Annotated in this window: 18 protein-coding genes and 1 tRNA gene; 13 read left to right on the forward strand and 6 right to left on the reverse strand. The window is 69.9% G+C overall.

Annotated features, from left to right (window positions below; all coding sequences use genetic code 11):
• Positions 1–77: 77 nt before the first annotated feature.
• The 4 genes from C8E96_RS08405 to C8E96_RS08420 all read right to left on the reverse strand — a co-directional run bounded on the left by C8E96_RS08405 (position 78) and on the right by C8E96_RS08420 (position 6,356).
• Positions 78–1,364, reverse strand: coding sequence for an alginate O-acetyltransferase AlgX-related protein (locus C8E96_RS08405; protein WP_091383660.1), 1,287 nt, complete (start codon positions 1,362–1,364; stop codon positions 78–80).
• A complete protein-coding gene (locus tag C8E96_RS08410) occupies positions 1,361–4,111 on the reverse strand; it encodes a glycosyltransferase family 4 protein (RefSeq protein WP_091383659.1) in 2,751 nt (916 codons plus the stop codon). The genes C8E96_RS08405 and C8E96_RS08410 overlap by 4 nt, the downstream gene beginning before the upstream one ends.
• The gene (locus C8E96_RS08415) at positions 4,104–5,309 is read right to left on the reverse strand and encodes a flagellar basal body protein FliL (protein ID WP_133794267.1); all 1,206 of its coding nucleotides are present in this window, start codon (positions 5,307–5,309) and stop codon (positions 4,104–4,106) included. The genes C8E96_RS08410 and C8E96_RS08415 overlap by 8 nt, the downstream gene beginning before the upstream one ends.
• Before the next feature lie 138 nt (positions 5,310–5,447).
• Complete coding sequence (locus tag C8E96_RS08420) at positions 5,448–6,356, reverse strand: SHOCT domain-containing protein (protein ID WP_091383657.1); 909 nt, start codon at positions 6,354–6,356, stop codon at positions 5,448–5,450.
• A gap of 124 nt (positions 6,357–6,480) precedes the next feature.
• Between C8E96_RS08420 and msrA the strand changes: the two genes are divergently transcribed.
• Both msrA and C8E96_RS08430 read left to right on the forward strand, forming a co-directional pair.
• Positions 6,481–7,134: a peptide-methionine (S)-S-oxide reductase MsrA gene (msrA, locus tag C8E96_RS08425; protein ID WP_091383656.1), complete on the forward strand. Its 654-nt coding sequence runs from the start codon at positions 6,481–6,483 to the stop codon at positions 7,132–7,134.
• A 16-nt stretch (positions 7,135–7,150) separates the two neighbouring features.
• Positions 7,151–7,603 (forward strand): YybH family protein, encoded by a 453-nt coding sequence (locus C8E96_RS08430; RefSeq protein ID WP_091383655.1) that lies wholly within the window; start codon positions 7,151–7,153, stop codon positions 7,601–7,603.
• Here C8E96_RS08430 and C8E96_RS08435 read toward each other — a convergent pair.
• Positions 7,600–8,046, reverse strand: a complete 447-nt coding sequence (locus C8E96_RS08435) for an SRPBCC family protein (RefSeq protein WP_091383654.1) — start codon at positions 8,044–8,046, stop codon at positions 7,600–7,602. The two genes, C8E96_RS08430 and C8E96_RS08435, sit on opposite strands and share 4 nt — an antisense overlap.
• Before the next feature lie 69 nt (positions 8,047–8,115).
• Between C8E96_RS08435 and C8E96_RS08440 the strand changes: the two genes are divergently transcribed.
• From C8E96_RS08440 to C8E96_RS08455, 4 genes are read left to right on the forward strand one after another with little or no spacing between them, the layout of a single operon-like run.
• The gene (locus tag C8E96_RS08440; protein ID WP_166657921.1) at positions 8,116–8,784 is read left to right on the forward strand and encodes a TetR/AcrR family transcriptional regulator; all 669 of its coding nucleotides are present in this window, start codon (positions 8,116–8,118) and stop codon (positions 8,782–8,784) included.
• Positions 8,785–8,810: 26 nt separating this feature from the next.
• Positions 8,811–10,166 (forward strand): DUF2252 domain-containing protein, encoded by a 1,356-nt coding sequence (locus tag C8E96_RS08445; protein WP_091383652.1) that lies wholly within the window; start codon positions 8,811–8,813, stop codon positions 10,164–10,166.
• The gene (locus C8E96_RS08450) at positions 10,159–11,712 is read left to right on the forward strand and encodes an Eco57I restriction-modification methylase domain-containing protein (RefSeq protein ID WP_091383651.1); all 1,554 of its coding nucleotides are present in this window, start codon (positions 10,159–10,161) and stop codon (positions 11,710–11,712) included. The genes C8E96_RS08445 and C8E96_RS08450 overlap by 8 nt, the downstream gene beginning before the upstream one ends.
• A 44-nt stretch (positions 11,713–11,756) precedes the next feature.
• Positions 11,757–12,056 (forward strand): YiaA/YiaB family inner membrane protein, encoded by a 300-nt coding sequence (locus tag C8E96_RS08455; RefSeq protein ID WP_091383650.1) that lies wholly within the window; start codon positions 11,757–11,759, stop codon positions 12,054–12,056.
• Positions 12,057–12,111: 55 nt separating this feature from the next.
• On the opposite strand, the gene C8E96_RS08460 is transcribed toward C8E96_RS08455, so the two are convergent.
• Positions 12,112–12,184 (reverse strand) — tRNA-Gly (locus C8E96_RS08460).
• Positions 12,185–12,460: 276 nt separating this feature from the next.
• Here C8E96_RS08460 and C8E96_RS08465 point away from each other — a divergent pair.
• The 7 genes from C8E96_RS08465 (at position 12,461) to C8E96_RS08495 (ending at position 19,077) form a co-directional block, all read left to right on the forward strand.
• Positions 12,461–14,029: a sigma-70 family RNA polymerase sigma factor gene (locus tag C8E96_RS08465; RefSeq protein ID WP_228770328.1), complete on the forward strand. Its 1,569-nt coding sequence runs from the start codon at positions 12,461–12,463 to the stop codon at positions 14,027–14,029.
• 144 nt (positions 14,030–14,173) lie between these two features.
• A complete protein-coding gene (locus C8E96_RS08470; RefSeq protein ID WP_091383648.1) occupies positions 14,174–14,611 on the forward strand; it encodes a DUF983 domain-containing protein in 438 nt (145 codons plus the stop codon).
• 31 nt (positions 14,612–14,642) lie between these two features.
• On the forward strand, positions 14,643–15,506 hold the full coding sequence (locus C8E96_RS08475; protein ID WP_091383647.1) for a DNA-formamidopyrimidine glycosylase family protein: 864 nt from the start codon (positions 14,643–14,645) through the stop codon (positions 15,504–15,506).
• Between the two features lie 38 nt (positions 15,507–15,544).
• Positions 15,545–16,846, forward strand: a complete 1,302-nt coding sequence (locus C8E96_RS08480) for a GAF domain-containing sensor histidine kinase (RefSeq protein ID WP_091383646.1) — start codon at positions 15,545–15,547, stop codon at positions 16,844–16,846.
• A gap of 45 nt (positions 16,847–16,891) precedes the next feature.
• Positions 16,892–17,755 (forward strand): S49 family peptidase, encoded by an 864-nt coding sequence (locus C8E96_RS08485; protein ID WP_091383645.1) that lies wholly within the window; start codon positions 16,892–16,894, stop codon positions 17,753–17,755.
• Between the two features lie 93 nt (positions 17,756–17,848).
• Positions 17,849–18,673 (forward strand): LytR/AlgR family response regulator transcription factor, encoded by an 825-nt coding sequence (locus C8E96_RS08490; RefSeq protein ID WP_091383721.1) that lies wholly within the window; start codon positions 17,849–17,851, stop codon positions 18,671–18,673.
• On the forward strand, positions 18,670–19,077 hold the full coding sequence (locus tag C8E96_RS08495; RefSeq protein ID WP_091383644.1) for a hypothetical protein: 408 nt from the start codon (positions 18,670–18,672) through the stop codon (positions 19,075–19,077). The genes C8E96_RS08490 and C8E96_RS08495 overlap by 4 nt, the downstream gene beginning before the upstream one ends.
• Positions 19,078–19,081: the final 4 nt, after the last annotated feature.

The raw sequence follows: 19,081 nt of genomic DNA on the forward strand, positions 1-19,081 counted from the left end.
GTCCAGGGGTTCCGGGCGGTGTCTTCCCGCCAGTCGTCAGGAGTCTAGAAGGTTCGCGCGGCACGGCTTGCAGCCGGTCAGCGCTTCGGGCGGGCCGAGAGTTCGCTCAGGATCTCGTCGGCCACCTCGGGGGTGAACACCACGACGTTGCCGGTCGTCAGCACGCGTTCGGCGATCTCGAGCACGACGACGTCCGAATCGGCCAACATCTCCATCGCCTGCTGCCTGCCCTTATTGTGCAGCGTTCCGTAGTGCAAAAGGGTGATATCGCCGAAAACGGCACCCAGATAGCGCTTCGACCGAATTGTGAACGAGTCGCCGAGCATGCCGACCTTGCGCCCGAAAGTCCCGGGGCCGGAAGTCGTCGCCAGATGCAGCGGTGTGTTGAAATCCTGCGGAATGTTTCGCGCCTGGTCACGGATTCCGTCGGGCTTCACCGTGTAGAAGCGGCCATCGATATCGCCGGACCGGCCGATGAGCGGCGGGAGGTCGGCGGGCGCGCGCCAAGGCTCACCGGGTTTGACCACCCAGCCCTTGCTGATGCCGGGCCGCAGGTGTTCGGCGATCGCCTTCGTCATGAGCAGGCCGCCTTCGTCACCCCAGTGTGCGTCGAGCGACGGGTACACGGGCGAGCCGAGTTCGATTTCCCTGTTCCGCAGCGGTTCCCGCAGATCCAGGACGTAGTCCTCGTTGCGGTAGAGATTCCAGAACTCGTCGGTGGTCCGCTGGACGCAGTCCTTGCCCGGGTAGCGCTCGGGCAGGTACTTGGGCGAAATGGTGAGCTTGTCGGGGGCGATCGCCAGCACGAACTCGCGCCCGCTCGCCTCGATCCCATCCTTCAGTTTGCGCACCTGCGCGAGGGTTTCGTGCATGGGAAGGCTTTGCTTGCACCGTGCGACGACCTCTTCGCCGAGGTAGAGCCAGCCCTCTTTGCCCTCGACCACCCGGGGGATGGTGCTGGTGTCGAAGTCGGTGCGCGGAACCTGCCCGGTGTCGAGCGGGTTGTCCGAGCCACCGCGCTTGCCGAGGACGGGCGGTTCGCCGAAGACACCCCGGCTGACGCCGTCGGAGATGGCGATCGCGTCGTCGCGGAACACCAGGTGGTCGGTCGCCCACGCGGGCAGGCTGGTGAAGAAGCTCCACCCGGCGAGCGGGCTCGGGAACTGCGCCAGCGGCCGGTTCTCGATCTCGGCCGGGCGGGCGCCGACACCGAGCGAGAGCAGCGGCGCCGCGAAGAAGATGGCGGCGCAGATCAGCGCCCCCACCTGTTTGCCGCCGTGGCGCGGCCGGTGCAGCGGATGTTCGCGCGGCAGCCAGGCCTCGTGCAGCTTGGGCAGGGTCCAGTCGCGCTGCTCGGCGGTCACGGTTCCTCGTTTCGCCTGACCGACCGCTCGATCCGTTCGATCCGGTCGGCGAGCGCGTCGATCCGCTTCGCGGATTCAGCCTCGATGGCCTCCATCCGGTTCGCTTGCGCGGCTGTCGTCCGGGTGAAGCGGGTGTTCAGGTCCTTGACCGCCTCACCGACGGCAGTCAGCACCGCGCCGACGACTTTGCGCTGGTGGGCGTCGTAGTGCGCCATCGCCCGCAGGACGACCTTGCGCATCGCCGGGGCGAGTGGCAGCCGCGACGGCGCGCCCGCGTCCGGCGTCGAGTGCAGGATCCGGTGGGCCTGTGCCAGTGGATCGGTCACGTGGGGCCGAGCGACGGTCTCGCGCTCGCCCAGCCGCCACGCCTCGTGCGCCGCGGTGATCCGGTCGCGCATCCACTGCGCGGCCGTGTCCAGGGAACGGGTGCGCAGGATGTGCTCGCGGGCCGCTTCCCCGCGCCGCTTGGCTTCCGCGGGATCGTCGGCGATGTGGCGCATCGCCTCCGCCGCGGCGTCCAAGTCGGGATCGGCCCAGCGGCCTTCCGCGTGGTAGGGCAGCCAACCGGGGCCGACGTCGGTCATCCGGTACGGGATGGGCCAGGCGACGGTCTCGTCGAGGAACTCCGTGGTGCTCGAGTAATCCGTGGCGATCACCGCCATGCCGCGCGCCATGGCCTCGGCGACGGTGAGCCCGAAACCCTCACTGCGGTGCAGCGAGACGTAGGCGTGGCTGTCGGCGTAGAGCGAGTCGAGTTCCTCGACGCTGAGGTAGCGCTCCATCAGCTCGACGCGGTCGTCGGCGCCGATCACGTCGCGCAGCCGCTCCACCGCGCCCGCGTGCAGATGTCCGTTGGTCGCCTTGATGACCAGCCGCACATCGGACCGGTTCGGGAATGCCCGCTGGAAGGCGGTCACCGCACCCCACGGGTTCTTGCGCTGCCCGGTGCTGTTGAAGTCGAACACGAACAAGAACTGAACCGGGTCGCCAGGGGCGCGCTCCGGCCGGTGGTTCGTGGCCGGGGCGATGACCGGGACCGGAATCGTCCGCACCGGCACCGAGGTGTGCTGGGCGATCGAGGTCCGGCAGAAGTCGCTGACCGTCCAGATCTCGTCGACCAAGCCGAAAGCGTTGTGCAGCGTCGAGGGGAAGTCTTCGAGTTCCCACGCCCACAGGCCGATCACGTACCGGCCGCCGCCGACGTCGGGGTGGTTGTCGAGGATCAGCTGGGTGTAGTCGGCGTTGACGGCCAGGATGCTCACCGGGAACCGGGGCGCGCCCGCCGTCTCCGGGTGGTCGAGACCGGTCCGGACGTTGCCGTTGAGCGATTCCTCCTCGACGACCGAGACCACCGGGATCTGCGCCGCCTCAACGGCTTTGAGCACGATGCGGCCCATCTCGCCCAGGCCGAGTTCGGCGGTCAGGTAGCCCGCGATGTTCACGCCGAGTTCGTCGACCGGCGCGACCCGCGCCGCCGGGTCACCGGGCAGCGCCCACTCCGGCAACCGCGCCTCACGCGTGCCGTGGTCGCGGCACCAGCCGCGGAACCCTTCGGCGCTCGCGGAGAACGGCTGCGGGAACGCCACCTGGAGGTCTTTGCGCTTGCCCCAGACCCAGGTCGTGAGCCGGTTGAAGCCCGCCGACCGCTCCGCCGGGGTCGCGGGCGAACTCAGCCAGCGGCGGAATTCGTCGCCGGCGTCGTCGCCGAACGGGTGCGGCGGCAGCTTGGGTTTCGTTGTGGCGAACGGAGTCGGCGCCAGCTCGCGGCGCGCGAACCGGGACCACTCGTGCCGGAACAGGCTCCGCATGGCCGGGGTGAGCTTGGTGCCGAAACCGAACGTGCCGAAGCGGTAGTCGTCCCGCAGGCGCTCGGTGTGGCCCGCCGCGATCAAGGCGTCGCGGTAGTCGTCGCATACGGCGCGCAGGACCGGAAGTTCGGACAGCAGGATGCGCGGGCGGCTCGGGAGGCGGGTGGTGAGCAGCCACGGCGACTTCGTGCTGTAGCCGTCGAAATGGATGAACCGCACCGGTTTGCCGTCTGCGGTGAGGACGTCGCCGTCGGTCGCGAGCTTGCGGTCGTGCAGATTCCAGTACGCCACCGCGAAACCGGGATCGCGGAGCACCGTGTGGCGAAACAGCGCGGGCACGAGATCGAGCGACGCCTGGTTGCGGCTGACCCGGCCCGGCTTCGGCGCGGCGGAGCCCAAGCGGGACCGCTCCGCCCAGAAGTCCAGGAACGGCTGCGCTTCCCGGCCGACCGCGATGAACCGCGTGTCGAACGCGCCGAGCGGCTCGAGGACCTCGTGGCCCGGCTCGCGGCCGTCCGCGGGGAAAGGCGCCAGAAAGTGTGGCGTGAGCACGATTCCGTGGTCGAGCGCGTGGTCCGCGGCTTCCGTGAACGGCGCGAACACCCTTGTCATCGCGTCCAGACAGACGACGGCGTCGTTGTCGGCGAGCAGCGCGCGCAACACGAACGGCTTGACCGCGTCGACGAGTTCGTCCGCCGTGTACGCCGTCGCCATCCGGAAGAACTCGGCCTCGTCGCTGAGGAGGCCGCGAGCGCCGAGGGCCCGGCACCCGGCCGGACCCACCCGGAGCACGGGCTCGTCATCGTCGGTGACGACGATGACGAACCCGTGGTCGCGGTGGTGCTCAAGGTAGGACTGAGCCAGTACCTCGGCCGCGGGTAGCGCGAACTTCGCGACCACCGTGCAGCCGAGGACCCGCCGCGGGCGAGGATCACCCATCAGCGGGCAGCTCCTCGAGCTGGGTCGTCATGATGTCGTCGAACTTCTTCGAAGCCTCCGCCATCGTCGGCGCGTACACCTGGACACGAACCAGCGTCTTCTTGTGCATGTAGTGCCCGCGGATCGTGGCCGGGGAGGTGCCGGACGCGTCGATCTGGGTCACCTTGACCCCGGTCGGCGCGGTGCCGGTGTAGGGCTGCATGCCGTACGTGGCCTGCAACTGGACCAACGCCTCCACGGCGGTCGCACCCAGATCCGGCGAACCGGTCAGGACCGTGAGGACCAGCGCCTGCGAGCCCTCGCCCAGCTTCGACACCGCGAGCCGGGCCTTCGTGGCCGTCGCGGTCTGGTAGGCCTTCAGCTCGCCTTCGGTCAGCAGCTTCGCCGTCTCGACGTCGCTGAACGCGGCGATCTCCGGCGCGATCTCGGGCGAACCAGGGAGATCGGCGATCTCCAGGTCGTCCTTCGGCCGCTGCGTGGTCGTCGGCGCCGCCGCCGACGTCGACGGTCCAGGGCCCGGGGTTTCGCTCTTCTTGTTGAAGAACATGAAGTAGGCGCCCACGCCCAGCCCGAGGACGAGCACCACGGCGAGCGCGATCAGCGCGATCTTGCCGCCGCTGGACTTGCCTTCGGTCTCGAAGACCTCAGGGCCCTGCCGGATCCAGTCCGGGTTGCCGGTCGCCGCCAGCGGCGGGAAGTCCGAACCCGCCCACGGCGGGGAGATCGCGTCGTCGTACTGGCCGAAGCCGCCGTGCTGTTGCTGCTGCTGGTGGCCCATCGGCGGGGCGTAGCCGCCGACGTGCTGCTGCGGCGGCACTCCCGGCACGACCTGCGTCCGCTCGGCGTCGCCGGGGCGGGTGGCGTGCCACTGCACCGCCTGCGTCCGGTCCTGCGACGACACGATCTGCGTGTCCTCCGGGTTGGGCACCTGGTTGCCGCCCTGGCTGCCGACGACCTGCGTGCGGTCCTGGGCGGGCTGCTGGTGGCTCACCGCCTGGGTCCGGTCGGCGTGCTCGGCAGGCGGGCTCACCGGGGTCACGAACTGGGTGGCTTCGGCCGGACGCTGCTCAGGACCAGGGGTCCCGGGAGACACGGCCGCGGCGAGCGCTTGATCCCGCCGAACTCGATAGTCGTCCGCTGAGATCCGCCCTGCGGCGAGCTCCTCGTCGAGCGTGCGGAGTTCATCCTGCCAGGACAATCTTGTCCCCTTCCTCGACAAACCAAACCCCGCGCCGGAGTGCTGGTCGGCGGTCAGCCACGAATGGCCACATTGTGCACCGCGAGGGTGTCGCGCCCGTTGGCGCGTGCCCTTTCCCCGCGAATAAGCCTGTCTTTGTCACCGCACTCCTAGAGAACCCACGGTGACCCGGACCGCGTCGCGCAGTTCCGTGGTCATCAGCGGCTCGTCGATCTCGCCCTGCCGTGCCACGACGATCCGCACGGCGCCCTGGTCGGTGCCGTACGTCGCCTCCAGCACCAACGCCCCCGGCGCTTCGGCTCTCGCCGCGTTCACACCGTCCGGAAGACCGTCCACGTCGGCCTTGGCGCCCTGGAGAAGGTTCGCCGCGAGGTCACCGCCGCCGGTCTTGCCCGCGGTCTGGAACGCGAACAGGTGGTAAACGAGCCCGTTCTCGGTGACCGCGCGGAAATACACCTTCTCGACACCCGCGGCCTTCATCGACTCGACGTCGTCCGCGCGGACGAACCCGTTGTCCAGCGCCTGCTGGGGGGTCAGCACCGCGGTCGTGGAGAACAGGGCGTCGGTCGGGTTCGGCAGCCGGTCGGTCCCCCACGGCGCCGCGCTGGTCGGCGGGGCAGAGGCGGGCGGGGGAGCGGAGGAGGCGCGGTCGTTGCCGAGGAGGAACCACCAGAGTCCGGCGCCCACGATCGCGAGACCGAGCAAGACCACCATCGAGGTGAGCACCCCGCGCCCGGTGCCGGACTTCGACTGCACGGAGAAGACGTCGGCACCGTCGATGGGCCCGGACCACGAGCGGTCCGAGCGCGGCGGGTGGTGCAGCTCGGGCTGGGGGTTGCCCGCGGCCTGCGCGGCGTCGATGACCACGGTGTGCTCAGGCGCCTCCGGTGCGGCCACCTGCCCGGGGCGGTGCAGCAGCCTTGGGCCGCTCGCGCCGCCGGAAGCCTCGGCGAGGACCTCGTCACGTCGTTTGCGGTGTTCCGCGGCGGTGATCTCGCCACGGCTCAGTGCCGTGTCGAGTCTCCGGATTTCTTCGTGCCAGTCCATCGGGACGCTCCCTGCAGTCGACGCGGCCACTCGCACATCCTGCGGGATCGCCGGTCGGCTTCGCCTGGTTTTCGCCCAACGTGTGACCAGCCCGTGTCGGGTCGCCGCTACGTACAGTGGAGGCATGCCACTCTTCAGACGGGAAAACTCGGAAACCGCGCTTCCCGGCCGAGACACGCCCATCGTGGTCAGCCCGGCCCACGCGGCCCTGCCCGACCGGCGGATCGTGCCGCCCTTCCCGGCCGGAACCCAGCGCGCGGTCTTCGGCATGGGCTGTTTCTGGGGCGCGGAACGACTGTTCTGGCAGCTCCCGCACGTCTACTCCACCGCGGTCGGCTACGCGGGCGGCGGCACGCCCAACCCCACGTATGAGGAGGTGTGCTCCGGCCGCACCGGACACGCCGAGGTCGTCCTGGTCGTCTTCGACCCCGCCCACATCTCCTACGCGACCCTGCTGCGCACCTTCTGGGAGGGCCACGACCCGACCCAGGGCATGCGGCAGGGCAACGACGTCGGCACGCAGTACCGCTCAGCGATCTACTACACCGACGACCAGCAGAAAGCGACGGCGGAGGCCACGGCCCGCGAGTACGACCAGGCCCTGCGCGCGAGCGGCTACGGCCCGGTGACCACGGAGATCGCCGAACTCGCCGACTTCTACTACGCGGAGGACTATCACCAGCAGTACCTCCACAAGGTGCCCAACGGCTACTGCGGCATCGGCGGCACGGGTGTGAGCTGCCCGATCGGCACCGGTGTGGAGAGCGCCGAGGGCTAGAGCTCAGGAGGCTCACATGGCGAACGCGACCGTCGACGAGGTGATCGAGGCCTACCGCGAGGCGCTCACCAAGTTCGTCGAAGGCGACCCCGAGCCCGTCACCGGGTTCTACTCGACGCGGGACGACGTGACACTCGCGAACCCCCTGGGTCCGCCGCGCCGGGGACCGTCCGACGTCCGCGCGGCCATCGCGGAAGCGGCGTCGGGCTTCGCCGAGGGCGGCCCACTCCGTTTCGACCAGGTGACGTTCCGGGTCGAGGAGATCTCAAGATTCGTCACGCCGGACCTCGCCTACGAACACCACCTGGAACGCGTCGAGGGCCGCGTGGCCGCCAGTGGTGACCCCGTTGTCATCGCGCTCCGCGTCACGATGATTTACCGCCGCGAGGAGGGCGAGTGGAAGGTGGCCCACCGGCACGCGGACCCGATCACGACCGCCCGGCCGTTGAGCACGACGATCCAGAGCTAGCTGTTCTCCCGGCTCCTGGCCGGTGCGCCCTCCAGGTAAGCCTTGATGTACCGGAAGTTCGCCTTCTCCGCGCGCCTCATGACGATCAGGAAGAGCGGGAAGACGAGCCTGAACCACCCGCGCGGACGAGCGGCGAAGTGGCCGACCACGAGCGAGCCGTCCCCGCGCGGGGTGACCACGACGTCGAAGTCGACCTCGACCGGTCCGCCGTTGTGATAGCCCCAGGTCCGTGGCCGGTCGTACTTCGTGCACTCGACGATGACCGTCTTGCTCTGCTTCCACTTGGCCCGGAACCGCGTCCCGACGCCGATCGGCCCGTCGGTGATCTTCTCCATCGACTGGACGTCCGGGTTCCACTCGAGTTCGTTTCGCAGGTCGACCAGCGCGTCGAAGACCTCTTCGGGCGGGCGCGCGATTTCGACCGAGTTCTCCAGGACTGCCATGTCCACTCCTCTGCCCGAGGTGATTAGTGGTCGTCACTAGTGACGGCATCTAGTATGCTGCGCTTCACCATGACGGCTGTCAATCGTGGAACCAGAAGCGACCGGGCGAAGGCGACGCGCCGCCGGATCGTGGAGAGCGCGTACGGCCTCTTCTGCGAGCTGGGCTATCCGGCCACCACCATGGACGCCATCGCCGAGGCCGCGGGCGTGGCGGTGCAGACCGTCTACTACGTCTTCCGCACAAAGGCTCAACTCCTGCGCGACGTGGTCGAGTTCGCCGCGGCGGGCGAGCACGACCCGCCGCCGGTGATGAGCAGGCCGTGGATGGCGCAGGCGCTGGCCGAGGAGAGCGGAGCCCGGGCGCTCGCGATCGTGGTCGAACACGGCGTGGACATCTACGCCCGCGTCGCTCCGCTGCGTCCCGCCGTGCAGGTGGCCACTGCTCAAGACCCGGAGATCGACGCCTACTGGCGTGCCGTCACCGCGGGCCGGCGCGCGGGGATGGAGCGTCTGATCGAGCACCTCGCCCACCATGACCAACTCGCTCCCGGCCTCACACCCCAGCGAGCCGCCGACATCCTCGTCGTGGTCAACAGCCATGAGACGTTCCTCGGGCTGACGCAGGAGTGTGGGTGGTCGGTGGCCGAGTTCAAAGCCTGGCTCTACCGAACCCTGTGCCTGCAACTGCTCAGCGACCCCGAGTTCGACCGACCCCTGATCCGAGATCGCGCCACCTGAAGCCCGTGAGGGCGCATGATGGCGGCATGGGTGAGAGATCGTTGGGCGGTTGGGTGGAGCCCGAGGCGGTGTTCGCCCAGGGGCGGGCGCTGCGGGACGGCAGTCCACACCGGTCGCATCGTGAGGTGGTGCTCGCGGACGCGCGGCCGACCGTTGCCGAGTTCGTCGACGCGAGCAACGCCGGGCGGTTGGCCGATCTGGTGCCGCTGCGGGTCGGGCGGATGATGGCCTCGCCCTTCGCCTTCTTCCGGGGCAGTGCCGGGCTGATGGCGGGCGATCTCGCCGCCGGGGCGCGCAGTGGGTTGGACGCGCAGCTGTCTGGGGACGCGCACGCGGCGAACTTCGGGCTCTACGGGACGTCCGACGGGCAGATCGTCATGGACATCAACGACTTCGACGAGACCCTGCCCGGGCCGTGGGAGTGGGACCTCAAGCGCCTGGCCACCAGTCTGGTGCTGGCCGGGCGCGAGGGCGGGGTGTCCGAGAAGGGGTGCCTGGACGCCGCCGAGGACGTTGTCCGCTCCTATCGACTGACCATCGATCACCTGGCCAAGCAGCCGTTCCTCGAATCCTGGACCGCGCTGGGCGACGAGTCCGTGCTGAACCACGTCAAGGCCGAGGAACTGCTCGACGACTTCGCGAAGGCGGCCAAGAAGGCGCGGAAGAACACCAGTGCCAAGGTGGCCGCGAAGTGGACGCAGCGGGGCGCCGACGAGCGGTGGCGGTTCGTCACCGAGCCGCCGGTGATGAGTGCCGTGGATGACGACACCGCGGCCGCGGTGACCGACGCCTTGGAGTCCTATGTGGACACGCTCAGGGAGTCGCGGCGGAACTTGATCACGCGTTACGCGGTGTCCGATGTGGCCTTCCGGGTGGTCGGGACCGGCAGCGTCGGGCTGCGCAACTACCTCGTCCTGCTCCACGGCAACGGCGACGAAGCCCTTGTCCTGCAAGTGAAAGAGGCTCGACCTTCGGCGTTGGGCGAGCACCTCGGCATCGGTCCGGCCAAGCATGAGGGCGAGCGGATCGTGCACGGCGCGCGGATGGTGCAAGCCGAGTCGGACATGCTGCTGGGCTGGACGTCGGTTCACGGGCGCGACTACATCGTCCGCCAGTTCCGCAACCGCAAGGGCGAGATCGACGCCACCACCCTCGACGGCGACCACCTCGACGACTACGGCCGCTTCGCCGGCGCCCTGCTCGCCCGGGCGCACACCCGCTCGATCGACCCCCGCCTGCTCGCCGGCTACCTCGGCGGCGGCCTGGACGAGGCGTTCGCCGCCTACGCCGTCGACTACGCCGACCAGACCGAGGCCGACCACGCCGACCTGGTGAAGGCCGTGCGCGCCGGACTCCTCACGGCGGCGGCCGAGGATGGCTGACCTGCGCAAACGCCACGGCGTGCACTACACGCCGGTCGCGCTCGCCTCCTTCCTCGCCGAGCGGGTCGCGCGGCAGACCGGCGAGCGGGCGCTGCGGGTGCTCGACCCGGCCTGCGGCGACGGTGAGCTGCTGGCCGCGTTCGCCAAGCTCGTGCCCGACGCCGAACTCGTCGGCTACGACCTCGACCCGGACGCCGTCGACGCCGCCCGGGCCCGACTGCCCGGCGCGGTGATCGAGCCGGGCGACTTCACCGTGGCGGGCGCCGCCCTGCCCGCCGGGTCGTTCGACGTAGTGATCACCAACCCGCCCTACGTCCGCACCCAGGTCCTCGGCGCGGCGGCGGCCGAGCTGTCGGCGCGGTTCGGGCTGCGCGGCCGCATCGACCTCACGCACCCGTTCGTCGCCTCGGTTCCCCGGCTGCTCGCCGACGGCGGCGTGCTCGGGCTGCTCTGCTCGAACCGGTTCCTCACGACCAAGGCCGGTGCCAACGTCCGCGAGCTGCTGACCGGCGAACTCGACGTCCGGGAGGTGTTCGACCTTGGCGACACCCGGCTGTTCGAGGCGGCCGTGCTGCCCGCCGTCGTCGTGGCGGTCAAGGGGCCGCCCGCCGGGGCCGCCTGGTTCGCCAGCGTCTACGAGTCCGATGTGGAGTCCCCGGACGGCGACCTGTTCACCGCGCTGACCAAGGACACCGCGTCCCGGCTCAGCGTCGGCGGCCGCTCGTTCCAAGTGGACGTCGGGACGCTCGCGCACGGCGGCGGCCACCCGTGGCGGCTGAGCACGCCGGAGCGTGAGCGCAGGCTGATCCGCGTCGCCGACCGCACCTGGCACACCCTCGGCGACCTCGCCCGGGTCCGGGTCGGCATCAAGACCACCGCCGACCCCGTCTTCATCCGCGAGGACTGGGCCGACGTCGAGCCCGAGCTGCTGCGCCCGCTGCTGACCCACGAGGACCTCAGCGCGTGGACACCGCCGCGCGAATCCCGGATGCGCGTCCTCTATCCCTACCTTGACCAGCCCAGACGCCAGGTGATCCGGCTCGAGGAGTACCCCCGCGCCGCCGCGTACCTGCTGGGCCACCGCGAGCGGCTGCAGGCCCGGCGGTACCTGATCGACGCGGGCCGCGAGTGGTTCGAGATCTGGGTACCGCAGCGGCCCGCGCTCTGGCGCGAGCCCAAGATCGTGTTCCCGGACATCAGCCCCGAGCCCCGGTTCGCCATCGACCGCACCGGCTCGGTGGTCAACGGGGACTGCTACTGGATTGCCGTGCCGGAACTCGGTGAGGATGTGGCCCACCTGGTCCTCGGCGTCGCCAACTCCGGCTTCGGGACCCGGTTCTACGACGAGGTCTGCGGCAACCGGCTCTACGCGGGCAGGCGCCGCTGGATCACCCAGTACGTCGCGCGGCTGCCGCTGCCGGACCCGGCGACGCCCGCGGCCCGCGAAGTCATCGCGCTCGCCCGGCTGCTGACCGCCGACGCCGACCGTGCGCTGCTGCCCCGGCTCGAAGCCGCGGTGCGGGCCGCCTTTGGCGAAGTCGAGTAGTACTACCGATGTGCCTTGGGTCACGCTCGCGCGATGTTGTGGGCATGACCGCCGATGCCAAGACCCCGAGCTCCCCGACGACGGCCGCGTTCTTCGCCCAGGCCGCCATCTCGTTCGCGATCGCCCTGGTCAGCCTGACCATCGGGATCGCCGTGCTCCCCGTGGACCCGTGGGTCCGCGCGTTCCTCGCGGTGGGCGCCCTCTACACCGTGACCGCGGCTTTCACCCTGGCCAAGGTTGTCCGGGACCGCCAGGAGGACACCACCGTCGCCCGGCGGGTCGACCGGGCCCGGGTGGAGAAGCTGCTGGCCGAGCACGACCCGTTCGCACCCAACGCACTCTGAGGCGCTGAACAGCGAAGAGGCCCGCATCCTGGGGATGCGGGCCTCTTCGGCTACGAGCGGACGACGAGATTCGAACTCGCGACCCTCACCTTGGCAAGGTGATGCGCTACCAGCTGCGCCACGTCCGCGTGGTGCTGGACCACTATATCGGATCGCGGGGCGGCTGTGGACGGGCGGGTCGGGCCTAGTGCCGTCCCGGCATTTGGAGGTCACCCTTCACCCGTTTGGCCGACGCCGACTGATGGGTTCCCATTAACGTTATTCACGTTTATCGACCGTAAGACAGCGTGATGTGGCATCTTTGAACACATTGTCACGGCGGCCAGGAGGAGGTACCAGGCCGGATGACCGGGATTCACCGGCCTGCGATCGGCGGGCGTCGCGATCAAGTCGAGGAACTGGACTTGTCACAGGACCACGCTCATGCCGAGGACCAAGCCCTCCTGCAGCGCCTTCGCGCCGGTGAGGACGCCGCGTTCGGTGAGCTGTTCTCCCGCCACTGCGACGCCGTCCGCAGGCTCGCGCTCGGCCTCGCCGCCGACCGCGCCGAAGCCGAGGACCTCACCGCCGAAGCCTTCTTCCGGGTCCTGCAGGCGATCCGCCGCGGGTCCGGCCCGACCGACAATGTGCGCGGCTACCTGCTGATCGTCGCCCGCCGGGTCGCCTGGGAGTGGAACGGCCGCAGGCGTGACGTGCCGATCTCCGACGAGGAGCTCAACCACCGCGTCGGGGCCGACCCGGACCGGACGAACCAGTCCACCGAGCGCAACCTGATCACCCGCGCGTTCACCAGCCTCCCCGAGCGCTGGCGCAGCGTGCTGTGGGAGGTCGAGGTCGAAGGCGCCCGCCCCGCGGTCGTCGCCGTCAACTTCGGCCTGAGCCCCAACGCCACCGCCGCCCTCGCCCGCCGCGCCCGCCAGGGTCTGCGCGCGGCGTACCTGCAGGCCCACCTGGCGATCGACCGCGGCTCGACGGGCTGCCGGTCGGTCCTGGAGAAGCTCGGCGCGTACACCGCCGGGACGATCAAGGGCGTCGAGCGGCGCAAGGTTCGCGCCCACCTGGCCACCTGCCCGTCCTGCTCGGCGATGTTCGCCGAACTCCAGGACGTCTGCTCCGGCCTGCGCGCCCACGCCGCCGTCCTCGCCGCCCCGGTCGCCGGGGTCGCGCTGTGGCAGCAGATGGGCACCGTGGCTTCCACGGCCTCCTCGGCCGCCGGGTGGACCGTCAAGGGCCTGCTGGCCAACGCCAAGGTGCAGGTCGCCCTGGCCGCGTCGTCGGCAGCCGCGGTCGGCGCCTTCGGCTTCATCATGGTCGCGATGGGCACCTCGTCGACCACCAACGCCGCGTTCGACGACTTCGACGGCCGCCCGCTGCCCGACGTCGTGATCACCGACACGCGCGGCGCCACGGTGCCGCCGAAGCCCGGTCAGCCCGTCAAGGACTCGACCAAGGCCGCGACGCACGAGCCGGGCACGCCCGGGCGCGCCGCGGTCCAGGAGCGGCAGCCCGCCAACGCGGCCGTGACCGGTACGCAGAACCCGGACGTGCCCGCGGTGCTGCGCACCGACGAGCCCGAACCGGTCGTCGACCAGGGCATCGCGCCGAAGATGGCCTCGGAGCCCTACGACGAGACCCTGCCGGTCGTCTACGAGCGGTCGACCTTCGAGCGCAAGTGGGCGGTCTACGACCAGTACGACGTCGTCAACGAGAGCACCACGACGACGAGGGTCAACGCCGCCGAGCAGACGACCGTGGTGACCAAGACGACGGAGTACACCGTCTACCGCACGCCGACGGAGACGGGCGACCCCCGTGCGCTCATGTCCTCGCCGCCGCCCCCGGTCGACGAGACCACGCCGGAGGAGACGAAGCCGCCCGCGCCCGCGGAGACCTCCGAGGAACCGGTTTCGACGAAGCCCGAGCCGTCCTCGACCACGGCCGATCCCAAGCCGACGATGATCACAGCCAGTTGATCATCGCTTGGCCCGGTGGGACAATCGGTCGGGTGATTACCGCGGGATCGATTCACCCGTTGAGTCCACCGCTGACGCGGTAACGTGTCTCTCGGTGTAGTGACTGAATGTGGTGGCCCGGTTACCAACGCCGAGAGGCAGGACATGACGCGCCAGGTTCGCGACGTGAACGGCAGGCTGTGGACGGTGCACGGCACGCTGGAATGGCGTACCCCGGCAACTGAGGACGACTTCGAGCACGATGTCGCCGCCGGGTACGTGCCGGGGATCGTGATGATCATCTTGATCGCCGCGCTGGGGATCGTGCTGGTCTCCTGGATGCCGGGCGACGTGGTCGTTCCCGGCTGGGTGATTCTGCTGCTGCTCATGATCGCGCTGTTCTTCCCGGTCCGCTGGGCGCTGCGCAGGCCGTGGAAGCTCGTCGCCGAGACCGGCGACGACGGCGACGGCGAGCCGGTAGAGAAGTGGATCGGGACGGTCCGCGGCTACTTCACCGCCCGCGGCGAGATCGCCAAGGTGGCCAAGAGCATCACCCAGGACACCCAGCCCAGCTACGAGGGCGTCCTCAAGCCTCAGGCATGACAGGACCGCGGTTACCGGCAAGACTGGTGCCGTGCCGGAACTGCCCGAGGTCGAGGCTCTAGCCCACCATCTGCGCGAGAACGCGGTCGGTCGCACGGTCGCCCGCGTCGACGTGGCGTCGCTGAGTGTGCTCAAGACCGTGAGCCCGCCGTGGACCGCGTTGCACGGCCGAGAGGTCACCGCGGCCACCCGCCACGGCAAGTACCTCGATCTCGACTGCGAGGGCGTGCACCTGGTCACCCACCTAGCCCGCGCCGGGTGGCTGCGCTGGGCGGACACCATGTCGGCCGCGCCGCCGCGCCCCGGCAAGGGCCCGCTGGCGCTGCGCGTGCACCTCGGGCCACCGGGGCAGGGGCCGGGTTTCGACCTCACCGAGGCGGGCACGAAGAAGGGCCTCGCGGTGTGGATCGTCGAGGACCTCGCCTCGATCGAGCAGATCTCCACCCTCGGGCCGGACGCCCTGGCGCTGACCCGCGACGAGTTCGCCGAGCTGCTGTCGGATCGCGGTGAGCGGCTGAAGACGGTCCTGACCAGCCAGCGGGTGATCGCCGGCATCGGCAACGCCTACTCCGACGAGATCATGCACGTGGCCAAGCTGTCGCCGTTCGCCACGCCCGCACGGCTCGACGACGACGCGGTCGACACGCTGTACGCCGCGATGCGGTCGGTGCTGACCGACGCTGTCGACCGCTCGGTCGGCCAGGACGCCGCCCGACTCAAGGGCGAGAAGCGCTCCGGCCTGCGGGTTCATGCCAGGACCGGGCTGCCGTGCCCGGTCTGCGGGGACACCGTGCGGGAGGTCTCGTTCGCCGACAAGTCGTTCCAGTACTGCGCGACGTGCCAGACGGGCGGCAAGCCGCTCGCTGATCGCAGGATGTCCCGGCTGCTCAAGTAGCCTTGCCACACCTTCGGTGGAACAGGGAGCATGATCCGGTGGCCCAGCTGCTGACCGAGCGCGCGTTCGTCGGTGTGCTCGCGACGCTTCTCGTGCTCGGCCTGTTCGTGGTCCTGTGCCGACCCCGCAAGTCCGGCTCCGTGCACGACGCCGTCCTGGACGCGGTCCAGCGGCTGTCGAAGGCGGCGCCCGAGCTGCGCAACGGTCTCACCGAACAGGCCGCGGACGAGGCGACCAAACACCTGCTCGAGATGCTCAAGTGCGTGGCCATCGGCATCTCCGACGCCGAGGGCAGGCTGCTGTCCTGGGACGGCGCCGCCAACGAGCACTACGTGGACCTCGCCGAGCCGACGGTCGAGGCCGTGCGGCGCAGCCAGCGGGCGCACATCCAGCACGAGAACCTGCAGTGCCGCCACCGCGGCAGCTGCCCGATGCGCACCGCGGTGATCGTGCCGCTGATCATCGACGGCCAGGTCGAGGGCGCCCTGATCGTCGTCGGGGGCGTCGACAGCAAGCGCTTGATCCGCGCGGCCGACGAGGTCGCCACCTTCCTCTGCATCCAGCTGGAACTGGCCAAGCTCGACGAGTCGAAGCAGCAGCTGGCCCGAGCCGAGATCCGGGCCCTGCGCGCGCAGATCTCGCCGCACTTCATCTACAACACGCTCAACACGATCTCGTCGCTGATCCGCACCGACCCCGAGCACGCCCGTGAGCTGCTGCAGGACTTCGCCGACTTCACGCGGTACTCGTTCCGGTCGTCCGGGCTGTTCGCGACCCTGGCCGACGAGCTGAGCAACATCGACCGCTACCTGACCATCGAGTGCGCGCGGTACAAGGAACGGCTCAACGTCCGGCTGCGGATCGCGCCCGAGGTGCAGTCGGTCGTGGTGCCGTTCCTGGTGCTGCAGCCGCTGGTGGAGAACGCGGTCCGGCATGGGATCGCGAAGAAGCCCGGGGGCGGGACCGTCAGCGTGTTCGCGCACGACAACGGGTCCGAGGCGTTGATCGTCATCGAGGATGACGGCGTGGGGATGGACGCCGATCGGCTGTTCGAGGACTTACGGGACGCGCACAAGACCGGGTCACATGTGGGTGTCGGGAACATCAACCAGCGGATGCGGCAGGTGTTCGGCGACGAGTACGCGCTGATGGTGGAGACGGCGCCGAACGCGGGCATGAAGATCACTTTGCGGGTGCCGAAGTACTTCCCCGGGGTGCGGCCGGATCTTCCGGACTTCAGTGAGGACTCCGAGGAGATGGACGGGCCTTCGGGGCCGCCGCAGCCTGGGCCGTTGGCTCCGCTGCCGAGTCCGCTGCCCATGCCGCAGCCGGGAAGCTGACGCGTCGCCGCCGCGTCCTCAGCTTCCCGAACGTATCTTGGGGCCATGAGTGTGACCGACAGGCTGGCAGCGAAACTTCCGCGCATCGGTGACCGGGGGGACCGGTCCCCGGTCGTCTCCGTGATCAAGCTGCACGGCGTCATCACGCCCACGCCCTCTCCGCTGGCCCGCGGCACGATCAACATCAACACCGTCGAGTCCGCGCTGACCAGGGCCTTCGACCACGACCGGCTCTCCGCTGTCGCGCTGGCGATCAACTCGCCCGGTGGCGCGCCCACGCAGTCCGCCCTGGTGGCCGAGCGGATTCGGGAGCTCGCGGACAAGAAGGGCGTCCCGGTCCTCGCCTTCTGTGAGGACGTGGCCGCGTCCGGCGGGTACTGGCTGGCCTGCGCGGGCGACGAGATCTTCGCCCACCGGTCGTCGCTGGTGGGGTCGATCGGGGTCGTGTCGGCGGGGTTCGGGCTCGCCGGCCTGTTGGAGCGCTTCGGGGTGGAGCGGCGGGTGCACACCGCGGGGACGCGCAAGGTGCGGCTCGACCCGTTCCAGCCGGAGAACCCGGAGGACGTGGTGTGGCTCAAGAGCCTGCAGTCGCAGCTGCACGACCAGTTCGTCGGGTGGGTGAAGGAGCGCCGCGGGGACAAGCTGACCGGGGCCGAGGAGGACCTCTTCTCCGGTGAGGTGTGGACCGGGGGCAAGGCGCTGGAGCTCGGACTGGTCGACGGCGTCGGCTCGCTGCGCGGGGTCATCGCGGAGCGGTTCCCGGACGCGGAGATCGCCGTGGCCGAGCCGAAGCGGCCACTGCTGGCCCGGCTGGGGATGGCGGGCTCCACCATGTCAACGTCCGATCGGGTACTCGCCGCTATGGAAGCGATGGAAACGCGGGCGATTTGGTCACGCTTCGGGTTGTAAAACGGGCCTGAATCGAACGCTCGGTCACGGAAATTCACCCGGAGGGTTGGCCTGTGGATTGACCATGGACAGGTGCCCGACGCGGTGGGCAAGATGCTGCTCACAGTGAGTACTACAAACAACACCTCAGGGCTCGTCGTCCTGGCCGTCGACGACGAGCAGGACGGCATGGCCATGCTCGAGGAGCGCCTCGAGGGCAACCGGCACGTGCGGCGCATCCTCAAGGCGTTCGACGCCACCGAGGCGTTGCAGGTGCTCGCGGGCGACGACACGGAGCTGGCCGCGCGCAAGGAAGCCGGTATGCCGGTGGTCGACGCCGTGTTCGCCGACCTCGACATGCCCGGCCTCACCGGCATGGAGCTGGCCAAGCTCCTCGCCGGGTTCAAGCCCGCGCCCGTCCTCGTCTTCGTCACCGCGCACAGCCATGAGGCCGTCGCCGCGTTCGAGCTCGGCGCGGTCGACTACCTGCTCAAGCCCGCCGAGCAGCCGCGGATGAACAAGGCCATGGAACGGGTGCTGGCCAAGATCCACCAGAACAGCGCCAACGGCTCCTCGGCCGCGGTCCCCGAGACCCGCGACGACGAGGTGATCCCCGTCGAACTCGCGGGCACCACGAAGCTGGTGTCCCGGGCCACCGTGCGCTGGGTCGAAGCACAGGGCGACTACGCCCGGCTCTACACCTCCGACGGCTCCCACCTGGTGCGCATCCCGCTGGCGCAGCTGGAGGAACGCTGGGAGAAGGCGGGCTTCGTCCGCATCCACCGCTCCTATTTAGTCCCGCTCGCGCTGATCACCGAGCTGCGGATGGGCGGGTCCGGCTACTCGGTCGTGATCGGCCACGAGGAGAAGATCCTCCCGGTCAGCCGCCGCCACACCCGCGAACTCAAGGACCGCCTCGTGCGGGGCGCCGGGCCGTGAGCAAGCACGCGGCCACCGGTCCCTCGGACGGCGAACCGCCGACTCCCCGGCCCCGCCGCAAGCGGGTCGTCCTCGCGGATTCGCGCGCCCCGGTAACGGTTCTGCGCACGGTTACCGAACTCGAAGAGCAGACCAGCTGGGCCGAGGAAGTCGTCCGCGGCTTCATCCGCACCCAGTTCCGCACCGCCGTCGCGCTCGCCCTGCTCGTGTTGCTGCTGTTCGGCAGCCTGCCGCTGCTGTTCTTCCTCATCCCCACGATGTCGCAGGTGAGCGTCGCGGGTGTCGCCCTGCCGTGGGTGCTGTTGGGAATCGCGCCCTTCCCAGTGCTGTTCGGCATCGGGTATTGGTACAACGTGCTAGCCGAACGGCACGAGCGCGACTTCGTCGACATGGTCGAGAAGTAGCGCT

Source organism: Actinokineospora alba, from assembly GCF_004362515.1.
Lineage (GTDB): Bacteria > Actinomycetota > Actinomycetes > Mycobacteriales > Pseudonocardiaceae > Actinokineospora > Actinokineospora alba.